This is a genomic window from Micromonospora sp. NPDC049359, from assembly GCF_044466585.1.
GTDB lineage: Bacteria > Actinomycetota > Actinomycetes > Mycobacteriales > Micromonosporaceae > Micromonospora.
Genome location: NZ_JBITMW010000006.1, coordinates 1 through 18,292, shown reverse-complemented (window position 1 = coordinate 18,292; position 18,292 = coordinate 1). Strand labels below are relative to the sequence as shown.

General features: G+C 72.3%; 16 protein-coding genes. 7 read left to right on the top strand and 9 right to left on the bottom strand.

Annotated features, from left to right (window positions below; translation table 11 throughout):
* Positions 1-6: 6 nt before the first annotated feature.
* Positions 7-2,043 carry a thioredoxin domain-containing protein gene (locus tag ACIBTX_RS15525; RefSeq protein WP_396832630.1) on the bottom strand — a complete coding sequence of 679 codons (2,037 nt, stop codon included), beginning with the start codon at positions 2,041-2,043 and terminating at the stop codon, positions 7-9.
* A gap of 62 nt (positions 2,044-2,105) precedes the next feature.
* Here ACIBTX_RS15525 and ACIBTX_RS15520 point away from each other — a divergent pair, with 62 nt between their 5' ends.
* A complete protein-coding gene (locus tag ACIBTX_RS15520; RefSeq protein ID WP_396832629.1) occupies positions 2,106-3,698 on the top strand; it encodes a hypothetical protein in 1,593 nt (530 codons plus the stop codon).
* Positions 3,699-3,714: 16 nt separating this feature from the next.
* On the opposite strand, the gene ACIBTX_RS15515 is transcribed toward ACIBTX_RS15520, so the two are convergent.
* The 3 genes from ACIBTX_RS15515 to mca form a co-directional block, all read right to left on the bottom strand.
* On the bottom strand, positions 3,715-6,246 hold the full coding sequence (locus tag ACIBTX_RS15515; protein ID WP_396832628.1) for a putative bifunctional diguanylate cyclase/phosphodiesterase: 2,532 nt from the start codon (positions 6,244-6,246) through the stop codon (positions 3,715-3,717).
* Between the two features lie 178 nt (positions 6,247-6,424).
* Positions 6,425-6,718, bottom strand: coding sequence for a hypothetical protein (locus ACIBTX_RS15510; protein WP_357130041.1), 294 nt, complete (start codon positions 6,716-6,718; stop codon positions 6,425-6,427).
* A 48-nt stretch (positions 6,719-6,766) separates the two neighbouring features.
* Positions 6,767-7,648 (bottom strand): mycothiol conjugate amidase Mca, encoded by an 882-nt coding sequence (gene mca / locus ACIBTX_RS15505; protein WP_357130044.1) that lies wholly within the window; start codon positions 7,646-7,648, stop codon positions 6,767-6,769.
* A gap of 201 nt (positions 7,649-7,849) precedes the next feature.
* Here mca and ACIBTX_RS15500 point away from each other — a divergent pair, with 201 nt between their 5' ends.
* Both ACIBTX_RS15500 and greA read left to right on the top strand, forming a co-directional pair.
* Positions 7,850-8,290 (top strand): DUF4307 domain-containing protein, encoded by a 441-nt coding sequence (locus ACIBTX_RS15500; protein WP_396832627.1) that lies wholly within the window; start codon positions 7,850-7,852, stop codon positions 8,288-8,290.
* 157 nt (positions 8,291-8,447) lie between these two features.
* Entirely contained in the window at positions 8,448-8,945 is a 498-nt protein-coding gene (greA, locus tag ACIBTX_RS15495; RefSeq protein ID WP_355048818.1) for a transcription elongation factor GreA, read from the top strand.
* 48 nt (positions 8,946-8,993) lie between these two features.
* Here the strand turns inward: greA and ilvA are convergent, their stop codons facing one another.
* The 5 genes from ilvA to ACIBTX_RS15470 all read right to left on the bottom strand — a co-directional run bounded on the left by ilvA (position 8,994) and on the right by ACIBTX_RS15470 (position 15,134).
* Positions 8,994-10,214 carry a threonine ammonia-lyase gene (ilvA, locus tag ACIBTX_RS15490; RefSeq protein ID WP_357130050.1) on the bottom strand — a complete coding sequence of 407 codons (1,221 nt, stop codon included), beginning with the start codon at positions 10,212-10,214 and terminating at the stop codon, positions 8,994-8,996.
* Between the two features lie 194 nt (positions 10,215-10,408).
* Positions 10,409-11,359: a DUF4328 domain-containing protein gene (locus ACIBTX_RS15485; protein ID WP_396832626.1), complete on the bottom strand. Its 951-nt coding sequence runs from the start codon at positions 11,357-11,359 to the stop codon at positions 10,409-10,411.
* Between the two features lie 47 nt (positions 11,360-11,406).
* A complete protein-coding gene (locus tag ACIBTX_RS15480) occupies positions 11,407-12,798 on the bottom strand; it encodes an amidase family protein (RefSeq protein ID WP_357130407.1) in 1,392 nt (463 codons plus the stop codon).
* A gap of 30 nt (positions 12,799-12,828) precedes the next feature.
* Positions 12,829-13,971, bottom strand: coding sequence for a cystathionine gamma-synthase (locus ACIBTX_RS15475; RefSeq protein WP_396832625.1), 1,143 nt, complete (start codon positions 13,969-13,971; stop codon positions 12,829-12,831).
* Between the two features lie 113 nt (positions 13,972-14,084).
* Positions 14,085-15,134: a hypothetical protein gene (locus tag ACIBTX_RS15470; protein WP_357130060.1), complete on the bottom strand. Its 1,050-nt coding sequence runs from the start codon at positions 15,132-15,134 to the stop codon at positions 14,085-14,087.
* 103 nt (positions 15,135-15,237) lie between these two features.
* On the opposite strand from ACIBTX_RS15470, the gene ACIBTX_RS15465 reads away from it, so the two are divergent.
* The 4 genes from ACIBTX_RS15465 to ACIBTX_RS15450 all read left to right on the top strand — a co-directional run bounded on the left by ACIBTX_RS15465 (position 15,238) and on the right by ACIBTX_RS15450 (position 18,196).
* A complete protein-coding gene (locus tag ACIBTX_RS15465) occupies positions 15,238-15,660 on the top strand; it encodes an HIT family protein (RefSeq protein WP_396832624.1) in 423 nt (140 codons plus the stop codon).
* Between the two features lie 74 nt (positions 15,661-15,734).
* Positions 15,735-16,397 carry a peptide-methionine (S)-S-oxide reductase MsrA gene (gene msrA / locus ACIBTX_RS15460; protein ID WP_357130066.1) on the top strand — a complete coding sequence of 221 codons (663 nt, stop codon included), beginning with the start codon at positions 15,735-15,737 and terminating at the stop codon, positions 16,395-16,397.
* 363 nt (positions 16,398-16,760) lie between these two features.
* On the top strand, positions 16,761-17,690 hold the full coding sequence (locus tag ACIBTX_RS15455; protein ID WP_396832623.1) for a ribonuclease Z: 930 nt from the start codon (positions 16,761-16,763) through the stop codon (positions 17,688-17,690).
* On the top strand, positions 17,687-18,196 hold the full coding sequence (locus ACIBTX_RS15450) for a GNAT family N-acetyltransferase (protein WP_357130072.1): 510 nt from the start codon (positions 17,687-17,689) through the stop codon (positions 18,194-18,196). The genes ACIBTX_RS15455 and ACIBTX_RS15450 overlap by 4 nt, the downstream gene beginning before the upstream one ends.
* Positions 18,197-18,292 lie beyond the last annotated feature (96 nt).

Genomic DNA, 18,292 nt, shown 5'->3' with positions numbered 1-18,292 from the left:
CCCGACTCAGCCCAGCTCGGCGACCAGCTCGTCGACGGAGGTGACCGGCCGCTGGCAGACGAAACCCCGGCAGACGTAAGCGGCGGACCGCCCGTCGACCAACGGCCGGTCGGCGAGCAACGGCACTCCGGGCTGGTCCGGGAGGCCGGCGACCACCACCGCTCCGGGCGGGGCGTACCGGTGGGCGGCGGCCACCAGCGGATCGCCGGCCGGATCGTGGGTCACCACCGCGATCTCGTACGGACCGGACAGCAGCGCCTCGCCGACCGTGGCCGCGTACCCGGCGAAGCGGGCGTGCCGCCCGACGATCGGCGCAACGGTGGCGAGCGCGGCCTCGGCGGCCTCGCGGTAGCGGGTCTGTCCGGTCAGCGCGGCGTACGCGACCAGCCCGGCGACCAGCGCCGACCGCCCCGACGGGGTGGCGTTGTCGGTCGGATCGGCCGGCCGGGCGACCAACCGCTCCGCGTCGTCGGCCGTGTCGTAGTAGGCGCCGCCGGGAGCGGCGAAGCGTTCCAGGGCGGTGTCCAGCAGCTGGCCGGCCAGGGTCAGCCAGCGCCCCTCGCCGGTGAGCTGGTGCAGGGCGCAGAACGCCTCGGCCACGCAGCCGTAGTCCTCCAGCACCCCGGCCGGATCGCCGACCCTGCCGTCGCGGGAGACCCGGCGCAGCCGGCCGTCGACGACGTGCACGCTGGCCAGGTGCTCGGCGGCGTCCCGCATCGCGCCGTCGGCGACGATGGTGACGCCCTCCAACAGGTTGGCGCCCTCGTCCCGCTTCTCCAGGGCCAGCGCGGCTACCTGGAGGAACTCGACGATCGCGGTGATCGCCAGGCCGTTCCACGCGGCCACCACCTTGTCGTCGCGGGCCGGCTGGGGCCGGATGTCGCGGGCCGCGAGCAGTTGCCCGACCACCCCCTGCCAGCGGGTACGGACCTCGGGCGCGGCGTCGTCCACGTCCCGAGCGAGCTTGAGCACGCTCGTGCCGTGTTCAAAGGTGCCGTCCTCGGTGACCGCGAACAGGTCGGCGGCGAAGCGGCCATCGTCCTCGCCCAGCGCCTCGACGAGCTGCGCGGGCGTCCAGGCGTAGGTGAGCCCCTCGACGCCGTCGGTGTCGGCGTCCAGCGCGGACGCGAACCCCTCCCCCGGACGGTGCAGCTCGTCGGCGAGGAACCGGGCGGTGTCCCGGGCGACCCGACGCGCCAACGGATCGCCGGTCAGCCGCCAGAGCTGCGTGTAGACGCGCAGCAGCAGCGCATTGTCGTAGAGCATCTTCTCGAAGTGCGGCACCGTCCAGTGCGCGTCCACCGAGTACCGGGCGAAACCGCCGGCGAGCTGGTCGTAGATGCCGCCCCGGGCCATCGCCTCGGCGGTGTGCCGCACGATCTCCAGGCTGCGCGGGTCGCCGGTGCGCTGGTGGTGGCGCAGCAGGAAGAGCAGGTTCATGTGCGGTGGAAACTTCGGGGCGCCCCCGAACCCGCCGTTCGTCTCGTCGTACTCACCCGCCAGGTTGCCGGCCGCGGCGTCGAGCAGTGGGCCGTCCAGCGGCGCGGTGGGGCCGCCCACGGCCTGCGCGCCACCGACCGCCTCGACCACGGCGGCGCCCTGGCGCAGCACCTCGTCTCGCTGGTCCCGCCAGGCGGTGGTGACCGACTGGAGCAGGCGGGTGAAGTTGGCGCGCGGGAAGTAGGTGCCGCAGAAGAACGGGGTGCCGTCCGGGGTGGCGAAGACCGTCATCGGCCAGCCGCCCTGACCGGTCATCGCCTGGGTGGCGGTCATGTAGACGGCGTCGACGTCGGGGCGCTCCTCGCGGTCCACCTTGATCGACACGAAGTTGTCGTTCAAGAGCGCACCGACCTGCTCGTTCTCGAACGACTCGTGCGCCATGACGTGGCACCAGTGGCAGGCCGCGTAGCCCACCGAGATGAGCACCGGCACGTCGCGTCGTTTCGCCTCGGCGAACGCCTCGTCGCACCAGGGCCACCAGTCGACCGGGTTGTCGGCGTGCTGGAGCAGGTACGGGGAGGTCGCGTCGGCGAGTCGATTCACCGTTCCAGCCTCGCACAGAGAGAGGGAGCGCGGTTCGGCTGCGGTGTCGCTATGGTGCTCGGATGTCCGAGACGGGGAATTGGGCGGAGCCCACGGTCATCCGGACGGGCTGCTGCGAGGGGGCGCGCTGGCGGCTCGAACTGCCCGGCCCGGACAACACCCGCGACCAGAACCGGCTCGCCGGACTCGCGATGAACCCGGCCGCCCCGACCGACGTCCTGCTCGCCCTGGTTCGGGACGGCGGTCGGCTGCCACGACTCGTCCTCGCCGAGCGCCTGCAAGGGAACTCGCCGCTGGCGCAGGAGATTCCTGACGTCGTCGCGGCGCTGGTGGCGGTGACGGTCGAGACCGGCGACCCGCATCTGTTGCAACGCCTCCTTTTCGAGGGCGACTTCCCGCCCGACGCGATCGCGGCCTTCCGCGCCTCGTCCGACCACCGGCTGCGGTCCGAGGTCCCCTGGCTGAAGGCGTGCCCACCGGAGACCGTGGCCGCGCTCGCCGACGATCCCCACCCCCAGGTGCGACGAAGTATCGCCTTCCTCACCAATGTCAGCCCGGAAATCCAGGCCAAGCTGGCCCGCGACCCCGACCCGGCCGTACGCGATGGGATCGGCCAACGCGAGTTCTCAGCCGAGATCGCCGAGATCCTGGCGCACGACGAGGTCCCCGCCATCCGGGCGGAAGCCATCGAACAGGCCGGAGACTGGCTGGGCGAGGAGCTGGCCGTCAGCGCCGACCCGGAGGCCCGCGCGAGGGCCGCCCAGTGGGGACGCCTGTCCGTAGCGGCGATGGTGGCGCTGTCCGAGGACCCGGTCGTCGCCGTCCGTCGCGCGCTGACCTGGTCGGAGCACGTCTCCAGCCCCCTGCTGGCGGTTCTCGCCCGGGACAGCGATCCCGAGGTCCGCCGAGCGGTCGCGCTGCACTCCGCCACGTCGACGGAGACCCTGACGACGCTGACCCGCGATGTCGACGAGACGGTGGCCCGTACGGCTGTCGAACGATTCACGAAGGACAGCTTCCGGCCGCTGCCCAACCTGGAGCGGTTGGAGGCAGTTGCCGACCGGCTCTCCGTCGAGCAACTCCAGGACCTGCTCGGCAGGTGGAAGTCGGGTTGCGAGCCCGGTCCGAGGCCGTGGCCGGTTGAAGACGCGAAGGAAGCGCTCCAGACCCTCCTGACGCAGTGCGCGGGGTCCCGATCAGCACGCGTACGCGCTGCCGCCGCCGCCAACTGGTCGCTGTCGGAGGAGACCGCCGCTCAACTGGCCCAGGACCGCAACCCCATGGTCCGCCGCTGGCTCGCCCGGCACTGTGGGCATCCCGAGATCCTGCGCCGACTCGCCGAGACGCCCGTCCGGGGCATCGGTGCGGCGCTCGCGAGCAACTCGCGGACCCCGCCCGACGTGCTGAGCCGGCTGCCCGTCAAGCCCCATCTTCTGGCAGAGAACTGGAGCGCGTCGGGCGAGCTGCTGGCCCGGCTGCTCGACGGTGCCGACCACGTCACCCGGCTCGCCATCGCCGAGCACCGGAACACCCGACCGGAGGCATTGGCGGAGCTGGCCCGAGGCGACGTCGAACGGGACGTGCTCCGGGCGGCCTGCGCCCATCCGGCGCTGCCGGTGCCGGTCATGTGGGAGTTGCTGCGGCGACCCGCTTGACGGGAGCGCCGAGCGGTCAGGAGGCGCCGTCGGCGCGCAGCCGGAAGACGTTCGACTCGGCCGAGTCGCGCAGCGTGCCCAGCACCGCACCGATCTTGTCGGCCGGCATCGGCTTGAAGAAGTGGTAGCCCTGCGCGGACGTGCAGCCCAGCTCGGCCAGGGCCAGCCGCTGTTCGGCCGTCTCCACGCCCTCCGCGACCACCCGCAGCCCCAACTCGTGGGCGAGCCCGACGGTGGTCCGGACGATCGCCGCGGCCTCCGGCGAGTCGGCCATCCGGATCACGAAGGAGCGGTCCACCTTCAACTCGTCCACGGCGATCCGGGTCAGGAACGTCAACGAGGAGAAGCCGGTGCCGAAGTCGTCCACCGCGAGCTGTACGCCCATCGACCGGAGGTTGGCGAGCACCTCGTCGATGATCTCCAGCTCGCTCATCACCACCGTCTCGGTGATCTCCAGGACCAGTCGGCGGGGTGGCACCTGGTGGCGGCGCAGCGCGTCGCCGATCTCCGCCGGGAGGCGGGGGTCGAGCAGGCTACGCGCGGACAGGTTGACCGAGATCGGGACGTCCAGCCCCTCGCGGGCCCACCCGGCGGCCACCCCGAGCGCCTTGTCGAGCACGTACCGGGTGAACGTGCCGAGCTGTTCGCTGTTCTCCACCGGGCGGATGAAGTCGGCCGGGCCCAGCCAGCCGCGCCGGGGGTGCTGCCAGCGGATCAGCGCCTCCACCCCGGTGGGAGCGCCGGTCGCCAGGTCGACCGCCGGCTGCAACGCCAACACCAACTGGTCGTCGACCTTCAGCGCCTCGCGCAGTTCGGCGAGCAGGGCGAGCTGGTCGGTGCTGGCCGCGTCCCGGGTGCTGTCGTAGGCGGCAACGCTGCCGCCACCCTCCTTGGCCTGGTACATGGCGATGTCCGCGCGGCGCAGCAGCTCGGTCAGATCGGCGGTGCCGGCGTCGGCCACGACCACGCCCACCGAGACCTCGATGGACATCCGCACCCCGGCCACCTCGGTCGGCGCGGCCAGCCGCTCGGCGATCTCACGAGCCTGACGCAGCGCGTGTGCCATCGGCGCGGCCCGGTCACCCAGCACGGGAACCGAGGTGAGCAGCAGCGCGAACTCGTCGCCGCCGAGCCGGCCGAGCAGGTCACCCGGGCGGGCCAACGCGCTGAGCCGATTGGCCGTCAGCCGCAGCAACTGGTCGCCGGCCGCGTGTCCGAGGGTGTCGTTGACCTCTTTGAACTGGTTGATGTCCAACAGCAGCAGGGCCACCGGGTGGTCGTGTGCGAGCTGCCGCAACGACTGGTCGCCCTTGCCGAGCATGGCCGTACGGTTCGCCAGCCCGGTGAGCGCGTCGTGCACCGCCTCGTACGACGATCGGGCGGTGACCAGGCGCAGTTCGCGGTGGGTCGCGGCGTCGTGCAGCGCGGCGGCGAGCGCGTCACCGAACGCGGCCACCGCGTCCCGTTCGCGGGTCGTGGGCGGGGCGGAGCGGGGGAACCGGACCCGGAGCCGACCGACCGGCACGGCGCCCACCGACAGGGGGCGGACCAACTCGTACTCGTCGGGCTCCGACTTGTCGGGCGGGCCGACCTCCCGGTCGAGCAACTGGCCCCCGGCGTCCCCCCGGTAGCGACGCCACCTGCCGTCGGGCCGGGCCACCTCGACATCGACCAACTCGGCGTTGAACAGCGCCAGCGCGCCCGTCACCGCCGCGCTGGCGACGCCCCGCTCGTCGAGCTGGTTGAGAGCGGCGGTGGCCTCGGCGAAGGCGCGCCACGTCCGACGTTCCTGGTCCGCCCGCAGGCGGTAACGGTAGGTCTGTTGCAGCAGCCAGAGCAGCGGCGGGAGCAGCAGCAACCAGCGCGGGTCCAGCTCCAGCAGCGCGATCACGACCAGGCCGACCGCCACGTTGCCGACGAACATCAGCAACTTGCCGCGCAGCGCGGCCAGCAGCGGCGGCCCGATCGGCAGCCCGTGCCGCAGGCTCAGGCTCACCGCGCCGAGCCAACCCGTCACCATCAGGTACGTCACCGACCCGGCGATCACGGCAAGCGCCAGCACCGGAGTGGGCGGGGTGAGCAGGGGGTGCCCCAACGCGGTGGTGACGGACACGGCCAGCGCCGACGCGGCGGCCAGCGACGCGGCGATCCGGACGATCTCCAGCGGCGGGCGGCGGTCGCTGTGCAGGGACAACCCCGTCCAGGCCAGCCCGGCGCCGATCAGCGTGGCCGACGGCAGCCAGCCGGCCGGAGCGAGATAGAGGCAGACGATCAGGGCCGCTTCACCCCAGGTGATGCTGACCATGCCGGCGGTCCCGCGGAACCGGAGCCGGGCGAGTTGGGCCAGGGCCAGGACACCGACCGCGATGCCGAAGCGGGCCGGACCACCCAGCGGGTCGTCGGCCGGCAGCCCGGACGGAAGCGTCAACCCGACCACGGCGGCGACCAGCGCGGTCAGCGTCACCGCGACCGTCAGCACGCGCAGCCGGACCGGCATGCCGTGCACCCCGAGCCGGTCGAACGGGTCGCCGGCCGGAGCGGAGGTCATCGACCTTCCCCGTCAGCCGACCGACCAACGGTACGGCGGGCAGCCGGTGCTGTGCTGGCCATCGGCGCCCCCTCCCGCGCACGTCTCGGGGACTTTTGGTCCCCCGGCGGAAGGCTAAGCCAAACCGGGTGGTCGCAACAGGGGTCCGCCACCCGGTTCGGCGTGAATCACGCGCGGACTACCCGTTCCGCTGCTGCTGGTGCCCATTGGGAGCGTGCGTGGATGAATCATGCGCGCCGGTCCCGTCTGTCGGATCGACGACTGAAGCGTCGGCCCTGGTCGGATCGACCGCCGGCCCCGGCTGCGGGAACCGGTCGGGCAGACGCCGCAGTCGGGCGTTCATGTTGCGGATCAGCAGGATGGTGGCGGTAGCCAGCAGCAGGATGAGGAGGAGGCCCATCGGGCCGGCCAGACCACCCGTGCGGGTGTCCCCGAAGTTGTTCTCCGCGAGCACCTGGGCAGCGGTCAGCATGGTCGTCCTCCGATGTGCGATTGCCTACCAGGGTAGCCCTGGCCGGGATCAGCGCGCGTGCGCCGTCTCCCGCACTCCGGCGAAGAGGTCGGACTCGGGCAGCGGGCTCTCCACCATGGTGCGTACCAGCTCGAAATCCTCCGTCGGCCAGGCCTGCTGCTGCATCTCCATGGGCACGTGGAACCAGAAGCCGTCCGGGTCGACCTGGGTGGCGTGGGCGCGCAACGCGTCGTCCCGCACGGGGAAGTATTCGGCGCAGTCGACCCGGGTGGTGATCCGTGGGCCCTTGTCCGGACGCTCGTCCCAGCGCTTGAGCCAGTCCTCGTACGGCGACTCGGCGCCCGTGGCCAGCACCGCCTCGTGCAGCGCCATGATCTTGGCCTTGGAGAAGCCGATGTCGTAGTAGAGCTTCAGCGGCTGCCAGGGGGCGCCCAGCTCGGGGTAGCGCTCCGCATCACCGGCGGCCTCGAAGGCGGCCACGCTCACCTTGTGGCACATGATGTGGTCGGGGTGGGGGTAGCCACCCTCCTCGTCGTACGTGGTCACCACGTGCGGACGGAACTCCCGCATCAGCCGGACCAGCGGGCCGGCGGCCACCTCGACCTCCTGGAGGGCGAAGCAGCCCTCGGGGAGCGGCGGCAGCGGGTCGCCCTCGGGCAGGCCGCTGTCGACGAACCCGAGCCAGGCCTGGTCGACGCCGAGGATCGCCCGCGCGGCGTCCATCTCGGCCCGCCGGATGTCCGCGATGTTGGCCCAGACGTCGGGCCGGTCGAGCTTGGGATTGAGCACGCTGCCGCGCTCACCGCCGGTGCACGTCACCACCAGCACGTCGACCCCCTGGGCGACGTACTTCGCCATCGTCGCCGCACCCTTGCTCGACTCGTCGTCCGGGTGCGCGTGGACGGCCATGAGACGCAGCTGCTCTGCCAACTTACGGCGCTCCTCGTCTGTGTCGGCCGGTGGACCCGACCGGGCTCGACCGGCTGACCTGCCAGGAACCTCCCCCGCCCCGCCGCCGGTCGGCACCTGCGGGACCCGACCTGCCGTTCCTGGCATTCGGCCGGGCTGGGAGGATGGACTCCTGCCATTCTTGCCGATGCCGCCGACAACAACGCCAGGAGATACCCGCCGGTGACCGAGACGCACGCCACAATTTCACCGGGCGCGCCGGTCTTCCCGGCCGGGCGCTACGGCCGACGCCGGGCACCCGGCGGAGGCCGGCGTCGTACGCTGCTGGCTGCCCTGGTGCTCCTGGTGCTGGTGGTGGGGCTGAGCCTGATCTCACTGCGGCTCTACCGGCAGTACGGCGACCCGGTCTACGACGCCCAGGTGATCACGTACACCGACATCACGGACAGCCAGGTGGTGGTCGACTTCCGGGTGCGGGTGCCCGAGGGCGGGTCGGCGGTCTGCGTCCTGCGCGCCCGGGATCGCGCCGGCGTCGAGGTGGCCCGCGACGAGGTCACGGTGACCGCCGCTCCCGGCGATCGGCACGTCACCGCCCGATACCGGCTGGGCACCAGCGCCCGACCGTTCATCGGCGAGGTCCTGCGCTGCCGAGCGCCGTCCTGAACTGCGGAGACATCACCCGGTAACGGCCGTCGCCCGGCATCGAGCGCGGGTGCCGGATCCGGACACCGGCGGTGATCGCCGACACGCTGTGTCGTACCGCACTGGTAACTTGGTAGTTCACCTGTCAGCCAGCCACGCACAACCGAGGAGAACGCCTGTGTCCACTGGCAACGAGGCGCCCGCCACCTGGCTGTCCCAGGACGCGTACGACCGCCTCCAGGCCGAGCTCGACGAGCACATCGCCAACCGGCCGGCGATCGCGGCCGAGATCAACGCCCGCCGCGAAGAGGGCGACCTGCGGGAGAACGGCGGCTACCACGCCGCCCGTGAGGAGCAGGGCAAGGCTGAGGGTCGCATCCGCTACCTGCAGGAGCTGCTGCGCACCGCCAAGGTCGGCGCCGCGCCGACGGCCGACGCGGTGTCACCCGGCATGGTGGTGACGATCTACTTCGACGACGACACCGACGACACCGAGACCTTCCTGCTCGGCTCGCGGGAGATCGCCGCCACCACCGACCTGACGGTCTACAGCCCCGAGTCGGCCCTGGGCAAGGCGATCCTGGGTGGTCGCGCCGGTCAGACCTGCACCTACACGGCACCGAGTGGCGCCGACATCAAGGTGACCGTGGTCAGCTTCGAGCCGTTCTCCGGCTGAGCGGCAGCTCCCCTACAGTGTAACGCCGCCGGGGCGTGGCACCGCCTGTCACGCCTCGGCGGCGAACACCACCTGATAGCCACTGGCCCGCAGCGCGCTGATCAACGTGTCGGAGTGCTCCACACCACGGGTCTCCACCGACAGCGCCACCTCCACCTCGCCGAGGCCGAGGTGCGGGTTGGCCCGCTGGTGTTCCACGTCCACCACGTTGGCCCGGTGCTCGGCGATCTGACTGAGCAGTGACGCGAGCTGCCCGGGCCGATCCGAACAGCGCACGGTCACCCGCAGGTAGCGGCCGGCCGCGGCGAGACCGTGCTCGATCACCCGCATCATCAGCAGGGGGTCGATGTTGCCGCCGGAGAGGACCGCCACCACCGGCGTCTCCACCTCCACCACGCCGGCCAGGAGCGCGGCCACGCCGACCGCCCCGGCCGGTTCGACGACCTGCTTGCCCCGCTCCAGCAGCATCAGCAGGGCCCGCGAGATGTCCTCCTCGGAGACCGTGACGATCTCGTCGACGAGCTTGCGGACATGGTTGAAGGTGATCTCCCCCGGCCGTCCGACCGCGATGCCGTCCGCGATGGTGGCGAACGCCGGCAGCCGGACCGGCTCTCCGGCCACCAGGGAGGGCGGGAAGGCCGCCGCGCCCGCCGCCTGCACCCCGATGATGCGTACGTCCGGGCGGAGCGCCTTGGCGGCCACCGCCATGCCCGAGATCAGGCCGCCGCCGCCCACGCCCGTGATGATCGTCCGCACGTCGGGACACTGTTCGAGGATCTCCAACGCCACCGTGCCCTGCCCGGCGATCACGTCCCGGTGGTCGAACGGGTGAATGAGCACCGCACCGGTCCGCTCCGCGTACGTCTGCGCGGCCACCAGCGACTCGTCGACGGTGTTGCCGGCCAGCTCGACCTGCGCGCCGTACCCCTTGGTGGCGGCGACCTTCGGCAGCGGCGCGTTGACCGGCATGAAGACCGTCGCGTGCGTGCCGACCAACCCGGCGGCGAGCGCGACGCCCTGGGCGTGGTTACCGGCGCTCGCCGCGACCACGCCACGCGCACGCTCGCCCGCCGACAGCCGGGAGATCCGCACGTACGCGCCGCGCACCTTGTACGAGCCGGCGCGCTGCACGTTCTCGCACTTGAGCCACGTCGGCCCGCCCAGTGCCGCGCTCAGCGGCCGGGAGGGCTCCAGCGGGGTGGTCCGGACGACGTCGGCGAGCAGTTTCCGCGCAGCCCGTACGTCGTCGAGGCCGACCAGTTCCGTCATGCCCCGATCGTGCCATCCGGGCCCGGCGGCCTCGGCGGCGACACCGGGGTACGCGACGCGACCACCCGCGTCGACGGTCCTCGGACGCCCCGATCGCCCGACTTGCGGGCCACCCCCGCGTTGATCCACTCCAGATCGCCGACGTGGGGCTGTCGGGTCGCCCGGACAGCGCCACATCGGCGATCTGGAGTGGATCACGACCTGGGCGCGGCCCCCGGCGTCTCCGAGGGCGCCACGGCCGCCGGGGACGCCACGGCCGCCGAGGGCGCCACGGCCGCCGAGGGCGCCACGGCCGCCGGGGCCGCCGGGGCGGGCTGGCCTGCCGACGTGACCGGGGCCGGCGGCCAGGCTTGTGCTGGCCAGACCGGGGCGGTCGGCCACGCCGGGGCGGCGCGGGCGATCCGGGCCTCCTGGGCGGCGGAGATCCGGTGGATCAGCAGGATCAGCGTCACCGCCGCGACCGCGCAGCCCAGCGCCGGCAGGGCGTTGCGAAGCAACGAGTCCCGGTAGTGGTCGACGTACGCCTGGTAGCCGGCGTCGTTGAACGGGGTCTCCGGCAGCTTCGCGTACGCCCTGTCGTCGAGGCGGCTGCTCAGCCGCTCGCCGATGCTGAACACCAGCCAGGAGCACCACCAGAGGCTCACGAGGGTGGGCGTGAACCGCCGCCAGAGGCTGTCCCGAGCGATGCTCGCCACGACCCGGGCCGGCACCACGAAGTTCGCGAACGGCACCAGCCAGCCGGCGATCGCCCAGCCCGTCCCGAGGGTGGGCAGTGCGCCGGGGAAGGCGTCGGTGTTCTTGCGCGCCCGCCAGGTCCAGATGATCACCAGCACCGCGGCGGTGAGGTAGACCACGGCCATGGTCAGCGCCACCAGGACGTTGATGATCACCACACCGAGGAGCAGGTCCGGGTCGTCGTCGGCCATGGCCCGCCGGGCCAGCGCCATCCCGATCAGCGGGGACAGCGCCACCACCAGGTAGAGCACGGCGGTCGCGCCGACGGCGACGCTGGCCGCCAGCCCGATCCCCCGTACGCGGTAGGTCGGCAGCCCCGGCGTGACCGCCGGCTGGCCGAGCGGCGTGTAGCAACGCGGGCATTCGTTGTGCTCGGAGGACGTGGCGTCTCCGCAGGTCTGGCAGCGCATTGGTGTCCCCCGTGGTTCGCGCGATGGTGCGCGCACACGCTAGACGATCATGCGCTGGCCGGCGACCCCGTTCCGACGAGGGGATAGCCGGGCGCGTGGCGCACCCACGGGGCGGTCATCTCGAACTGACCGGCCACGCCGAGCAGCAGCAGCTCCGAGCCGGGCGGACCGACGATCTGCACGGCGACCGGCAGGCCGTCCGGGCGGCGTCCCACCGGTACGACGATCGCCGGCAGGCCGGCGACGTTCCACGGCGCGGCGTACGGGGCGTACCTGATGTTGGCCGACAGGTTCGCCCGCCAGGACCGCTCCGACCAGCGGCCGGCCTCCGGCGGCGCGCTCGCCAGGGCGGGCGTGAGCAGCAGGTCGACGGAGTGGTCGGTGAAGAAGTCGACGGACCGCTGCCGCCAGGCGACCCGGTCGGCCTCCCGGACGTAGCCGCGCCGCTGTGCCCACTCGCCCAGCGCGACGTGCCGCCGGGTACGGCGTTGCAGACCGCGCCGGTCCAGCCCGGCGGCCCGGACGTCGGCGGCTGCCGCGGCGAACCAGGTGGCGAGGCCCTGCAGGCCCAGGGCCGTGGGGTAGACCGGATCGGCCGGCACGGTGTCGTGGCCGGCGGCGGCGAGCAGCCGGCCGGCCGCGGCCACCGCGTCCCGGTTGGGCGCGTCCGGCGAGACTCCGCGTACCGGAGAGCGCAGCGAGACACCGACGCGCAGCCGTTGCGGCGGGACCAGCTTCTCCGGGCGTCGGCCGGCGAGCACCGAGAAGCCGACGGCGGCGTCGGCGACCGTGCTGGCGAGCATCCCGTGCTCGGTGAGACCGAACCAGTCGTCCGCGCCGAGCTGGCAGGGCACCACACCGCGGCCGGGTTTGAGGCCGACCAGGCCGCAGCAGGCCGCCGGGATGCGGATCGAGCCGAGGCCGTCGTTGCCGTGCGCGATCGGCACCAGGCCGGCGGCGACCGCGGCGGCCGCGCCGCCCGAGGAACCGCCGGGGGTACGCGTGCTGTCCCACGGGTTGCGCGTCACCGCGCTGTCGTCGTCGGTGAGCGCCCAGAGTCCCAGCTCCGGCATCCGGGTGACCCCGAGGATCACCGCGCCGGCGCCCCGCAGCCGCCGGACGACCTCGTGGTCGGCCTCCGCGACCTCGGTCCGCGCGGCGGCCGACCCGTTCCAGGTGGGCAGGCCCGCGACCGGAGTGTTCTCCTTGACGGCCACCGGCACCCCGGCCAGGGGAAGGTTGGCCAGGTCCTCCTGCTCGTCGACCTTCTCCGCCTCGGTGATCGCCTCGCCGCCGCGAACGGCGCGGAACGCGGCCAGTTCGCGGTCGGCCGAGGCGATGTACTCGAGGTGGTCGGCAACGACCTGGGTGGCCGAGACGTCACCCCGCCGTACGCCCCGGGCGATCTGCTTGGCGGTCGCCCCGACCCAGGTCGCCATGATGTCCTGCACGGCCGTCCTCCCCAGCGGTCAGCCCAGCGCCTGCTCCAGATCGGCGAGCAGGTCGTCGACCGTCTCGATGCCGACAGACAGTCGCACGAGATCGCCGGGAACTTCAAGCGGCGAGCCGGCAGCACTTGCATGTGTCATCCGACCCGGGTGTTCGATCAGCGATTCGACGCCGCCCAGCGACTCGGCGAGCACGAAGAGCTTGGCCCGGTTGCAGATCTCCACGGCGTGGTCCTCGCCGCCGGCGGCCCGGAACGAGATCATGCCGCCGAACCGGCGCATCTGCTTGGCCGCCACCTCGTGACCAGGGTGCGAAGGCAGCCCGGGGTAGATCACCTCGGACACCTTGGCGTGCCCGTCGAGGTACGCGGCGAGGCGCTCGGCGTTGTCGCAGTGCCGGTCCATGCGTACCCCGAGGGTCTTGATGCCGCGCAGGGTGAGCCACGCGTCGAACGGGCCGTTGATCGCGCCCATCGCGTTCTGGTGGTAGCGCAGCTCCTCGCCGAGCCCGGCGTCGGCGACGACGAGCGCGCCACCGACCACGTCGGAGTGCCCGCCGATGTACTTGGTGGTGGAGTGCACCACCACGTCCGCGCCGAAGGCGATCGGCTGCTGAAGGTACGGCGAGGCGAAGGTGTTGTCGACCACCAGCAGCGCGCCGGCGTCGTGCGCCACACCGGCCAGGACGGCGATGTCGGCGATGCCGAGCAGCGGGTTCGTCGGCGTCTCCACCCAGATGATCTTCGTCCGTCCGGGCTGCACGGCGGCCCGGACCGCGGCCGGGTCGGAGACCTTGGCCGGCGTGAACTCCAGCCCCCAGCGCTGGGCCACCCGGGCGAAGAGCCGGTAGGTGCCGCCGTACGCGTCGTCCGGAATGATCACGTGGTCGCCCGGCTGGCACACCGCCCGCAGCAGGGTGTCCTCGGCGGCCAGGCCACTGGCGAAGGCGAGACCCACCGGCCCGCTCTCCAACGCGGCCAGGCACTCCTGGAGGGCGTCGCGGGTCGGGTTGCCGGAGCGGCTGTACTCGTAGCCGAGCCGAGGCGCGCCGACGGCGTCCTGGGCGTACGTGCTGGTCTGGTAGATCGGCGGGATCACCGCGCCGGTCCGGGCCTCGGGGTCCTGACCGGCGTGAATGGCGAGCGTCTCGAAGCCGTGACTCATTCTGGTGAGGCTAGTGCCCCGTCCCGGCGACCCGGCACGGAACCCGCGCCCCGGGCGGGGGCCGGACCCATCCGGTCCGACCCCACGCTCCGGTTCAGCGTCGGGAACGGCCCTCAGGCGGCCGGGACGGGCAGGACGTGCAGGGTGACCGGGCGGGTTCCGGTCCAGTCGTAGGAGACCGCGTAGAGCCGGGCGCCGTTCGGGGCCCAGGCCAGCGCGCCGGGGCTGAGCTCGTCGCCCAGCTCGAAGTGGGCCAGCTCGGTGCCGCCCGTGGAGAAGACGAACACGTCCGGGTCGTAGGAGGCGTCCGCGCCGCCGGCGATCCGGGTGCCGTCGCGCGAGACCTCGACCGCATTGGGGTACGCGCCGGTGCGGAAGGTCGCCGACGGGGTGGTGATGTCGGCGAACGGGAACGCCTGCACCTCGTACGGGGCGCCGGACGCGGTGAACACGGTCGCGCCGGTCGGGTCGAGGGCGATGTCGCGCAGGTTGCTGCCAATCGCCATGAACTCGTTGGTGCCCGGCGCGCTCAGCGCACCACCGGTGCCGATCGTGTACGTGTATACCGACGCGGGGCTCAGGCCGGGCTGCCCGGCCAACAGCACCGAACGGTTCTGGCTGGCGGCGGTCAGCAGCGGAGCGCCGTAGAAGCCGCTACCGGTGTCCAGACCCGTGGTCACCCGCGCCGGCTGGCGGCCCAGGTCGATCCGGCCGATGTTGCCGTCCCAGCCTCCGCAGCCGTACCCGAACCACAGGTACCGCCCGGTCAGCGCCAGCGACGACGGGCACTCGCCCGCGCCGGTGTCGTACCGGGCCGACTCGACGAGCGTGCCGGTGTCGAAGGCGGCGATGGCATTAGCGGTCGGCAGCGCCACGTAGAGGGTCTGCCGGTCGGCGCTGAGCAACAGGTCGGTCGGACCGGGCAGGCCGGACAGGGTGCCCACGACCGCACCCGTCGCGCTGGCCACCACGACGTCGGTCGAGGACGGCCCGCCGCTGACGAAGACCCGGTCACCGGCCGAGACCACGTCGGCCACCGCCGGCAACGACAGCGGGGTGGCCGTCGGCGCGGGTGCGGCCTGGGCGGGGCCCGGGAGACCGGCGGTGAGCAACCCGGCGGCCAGTACGGCCAGTGCCAGGGTCGTGCCTCTCTTGCTGTGCACGTGCGTTCCCCCCATGTTCTTGATCCAGACCCGTAAATGAGTACCACAGTCGATGCGTACGTGGGGGGCACGTCAGCGCAGATCGGCGCTATAGCCTGGCGCGATGGACGGGTGCGTGTTCTGCGGGATCGTGTCGGGTGACGTTCCGGCGTTCCGGGTCGCCGACGAGCCGGACGGGGTGGCGTTCCTGGACACCCGCCCGGTCTTCGCGGGGCACGTGCTGGTGGTGCCCCGGACGCACCTGGTGACCCTGGCCGAATTGCCGGCCGACCTGCTACCCGGCTACTTCGCGCTGGTCCAGCGGCTGGCCGTGGCGGTGGAGGCCGGCCTGGGGGCCGGTGGGACGTTCGTGGCGATGAACAACCGGGTGTCCCAGTCCGTCCCCCATCTGCACACCCACGTGGTCCCCCGCACCAAGGGTGACGGGCTGCGTGGCTTCTTCTGGCCGCGCACCCGGTACAGCGACGACGCCAAGGCACAGACCTACGCCGACCGGATCGCCACCGCCCTCGACGGCGGGGCCTGAGTCACAGTGGCGCGGGTAAGGAAGCAGAACCCACTGGTGTTACACGCTGGGAGACGCATGAGAGGAGTCCCACCGTGTTCCTGCGCCGTATGAACGCCGAGATGATCACGCCCGAGCAGGCCCTGCCGGGCCGCCCGATCTCGATGCCGGTCGCCGACCGCCACGAGGTTCTGGGCACCCCGCTGAAGGGTCCGTTCCCGGAGGGCCTCCAGGTGGCCGTCTTCGGCATGGGCTGCTTCTGGGGCGCCGAGCGGCTGTTCTGGACGCTGCCCGGCGTGTACACGACCTCCGCCGGCTACGCGGGCGGCTTCACCACCAACCCGACGTACGAGGAGACGTGTTCCGGCCGCACCGGGCACGCCGAGGTCGTCCAGGTGGTGTACGACCCCAGCAAGATCACGTACGAGGACCTGCTGAAGGTCTTCTGGGAGAACCACGACCCGACCCAGGGCATGCGCCAGGGCAACGACGTGGGCACCCAGTACCGGTCGGCGATCTACACGACCACCGACGAGCAGCGGGCCATCGCGGAGTCGTCGCGGGACGCCTTCCAGCCGATCGTGACCCGGGCCGGCAAGGGTGAGATCACCACCGAGATCGCCCCGCTCGGCAGCTACTTCTTCGCCGAGGACTACCACCAGCAGTACCTGGCGCCGACCAAGAACCCGAACGGGTACTGCAACCACGGCCCGAACGGCCTGAGCTGCCCGGTCGGCGTGGCCCGTACCGCCGGCTGACCCACCTGCGTGAACGCGATGCCCGGCTGCCGACGAGGCGGCCGGGCATTCCCGTTTGGCCCTGTGATCGAAATCCGTTGCCGAGCCCGGCGGGAACTCGATAACGTGGCCGTACACGTGAAAGGAGGTGGTCCAGACTTGTATAGCAATCGGACTCGTGAGGTGGCTGTCCGCTAGCCGCTGTCCTCGACAGTGATCGTCCGCCGCGAGGCGGGCAACCAGTACGACCGTCGAGACCGTGTGGCAGCGGTGCGGCGAAAACCACGACAGCCACCCGACCCCCGGGGTGCCGGCTTAGTCCAGCCGGCCCACGCGACAGCGTGGAGCGCCCCGGGGGTCGCTTCATCTCGGTGGGAGATCAGCGTGTCGATGCGCGAGCTGGTGATTCTCGGGACGGCCAGCCAGACCCCCACCCGGCAGCGCAACCACAACGGTTACGTGCTGCGCTGGGACGACGAGGTGATCCTCTTCGACCCGGGCGAGGGCAGTCAGCGCCAACTCCTGCACACCACCGTCACCGCCAGCGACCTGACCCGGATCTGCGTCACGCACTTCCACGGCGACCACTGCCTCGGTCTGCCCGGCACGATCCAGCGACTCTCACTGGACCGGGTCCCGCACCCGGTCGCCGTGCACTTCCCGGCCGGCGGCGCCGAGTACTTCGCCCGGCTGCGGCACGCCACCTCCTTCTACGAGAGCGCCGAGCTGGCGGTAACGCCGATCGAGACCGACGGGCAGCGGATCGCCCTGCGCTGCGGGACGCTGGAGGCCCGCCGGCTGCGACACCCCATCGAGACGTACGGCTATCGGCTCGTCGAGCCGGACGGCTGCCGGATGCTGCCGGAGAAGCTGGCCTCGTACGGCATCGCCGGCCCGGCCGTCGGCGAGCTGATCCGCGTCGGCCACCTGGACCTCGACGGGCGTCGCGTCACCCGGGACGAGGTGAGCGAGCCCCGACCGGGGCAGCGATTCGCCTTCGTGATGGACACCGGCCTCTGCGACGGCGTGTACGCCCTGGCCGAGCACGCCGACCTGCTGGTCATCGAGTCGACGTTCCTGGAGTCGGAGGCCGCGCTGGCCGCCGAGGTCGGCCACCTGACCGCGGCCCAGGCCGCGCGGGTGGCGACCGAGTCGGGGGTACGCACGCTGGTGCTGACGCACTTCTCCCAGCGCTATCCCGACCCGCGCCGGTTCCATGACGAGGCTCGCGCGCACTTCGACGGCGATCTGATTGTCGCCGAGGATCTGACCACCGTGCAGGTCCCGCCGCGCCGGGTAGCCTCGGCCGGGTGACTGTCACGCTCCGCCCCGCCACCGATCACGACCTGATGGGGGTCGGTGCCCTGCACCAACGGTCCCGGGTCGCCGCGTACTCCTCGTTCCTGCCGGCCGAGGCGCTGGCCAAACCGACCGGGGAGGCGATGGGACGGTACTGGGTCGAGCGGTGGAGCTGGGAGCGTGACACCCACCGGCTGATCGTGGCGGAACGCGTCGGCGGGCTCGTCGGGTTCAGCTACCTGGGGCCGGACGACGAGGACGATCCGACGACCGGGCTGCTCAACGCGATCCACCTGGACCCGGCCGAGCAGGGGCGGGGCACCGGCCGCGCGTTGATGGTGGACGCGCTCGACGCCATGCGTGACCGCGGTTGGCGTCGCGCAGTGCTCTGGGTGCTGCGGGAGAACGCCCACGCCCGCGCGTTCTATGAGCGCGGCGGCTGGACCCCGACGGGGGCCGAACGCGAAGAGAAGATGGGCACGGCCCCCACAACCCAACTCCGCTACACCCGCACCCTCTAACTGTGCTGTCCAGGGAGGTTGGTCGAGGTTGTGTGACGACACGATCTGATGTCGTAGGTAGGTGAAGGCCTCCGGTTGTGGAGTGGAGCTGTCTAG

What these genes read in the sequence shown, in the direction of transcription:
- ACIBTX_RS15520 (WP_396832629.1), top strand. Translation starts at nt 2,106, where the DNA reads ATGTCCGAGACGGGGAATTGGGCGGAGCCCACGGTCATCCGGACGGGC.
- ACIBTX_RS15515 (WP_396832628.1), bottom strand. Translation starts at nt 6,246, where the DNA reads ATGACCTCCGCTCCGGCCGGCGACCCGTTCGACCGGCTCGGGGTGCAC.
- ACIBTX_RS15510 (WP_357130041.1), bottom strand. Translation starts at nt 6,718, where the DNA reads ATGCTGACCGCTGCCCAGGTGCTCGCGGAGAACAACTTCGGGGACACC.
- ilvA (WP_357130050.1), bottom strand. Translation starts at nt 10,214, where the DNA reads ATGACGGAACTGGTCGGCCTCGACGACGTACGGGCTGCGCGGAAACTG.
- ACIBTX_RS15485 (WP_396832626.1), bottom strand. Translation starts at nt 11,359, where the DNA reads ATGCGCTGCCAGACCTGCGGAGACGCCACGTCCTCCGAGCACAACGAA.
- ACIBTX_RS15480 (WP_357130407.1), bottom strand. Translation starts at nt 12,798, where the DNA reads ATGGCGACCTGGGTCGGGGCGACCGCCAAGCAGATCGCCCGGGGCGTA.
- ACIBTX_RS15475 (WP_396832625.1), bottom strand. Translation starts at nt 13,971, where the DNA reads ATGAGTCACGGCTTCGAGACGCTCGCCATTCACGCCGGTCAGGACCCC.
- ACIBTX_RS15465 (WP_396832624.1), top strand. Translation starts at nt 15,238, where the DNA reads ATGGACGGGTGCGTGTTCTGCGGGATCGTGTCGGGTGACGTTCCGGCG.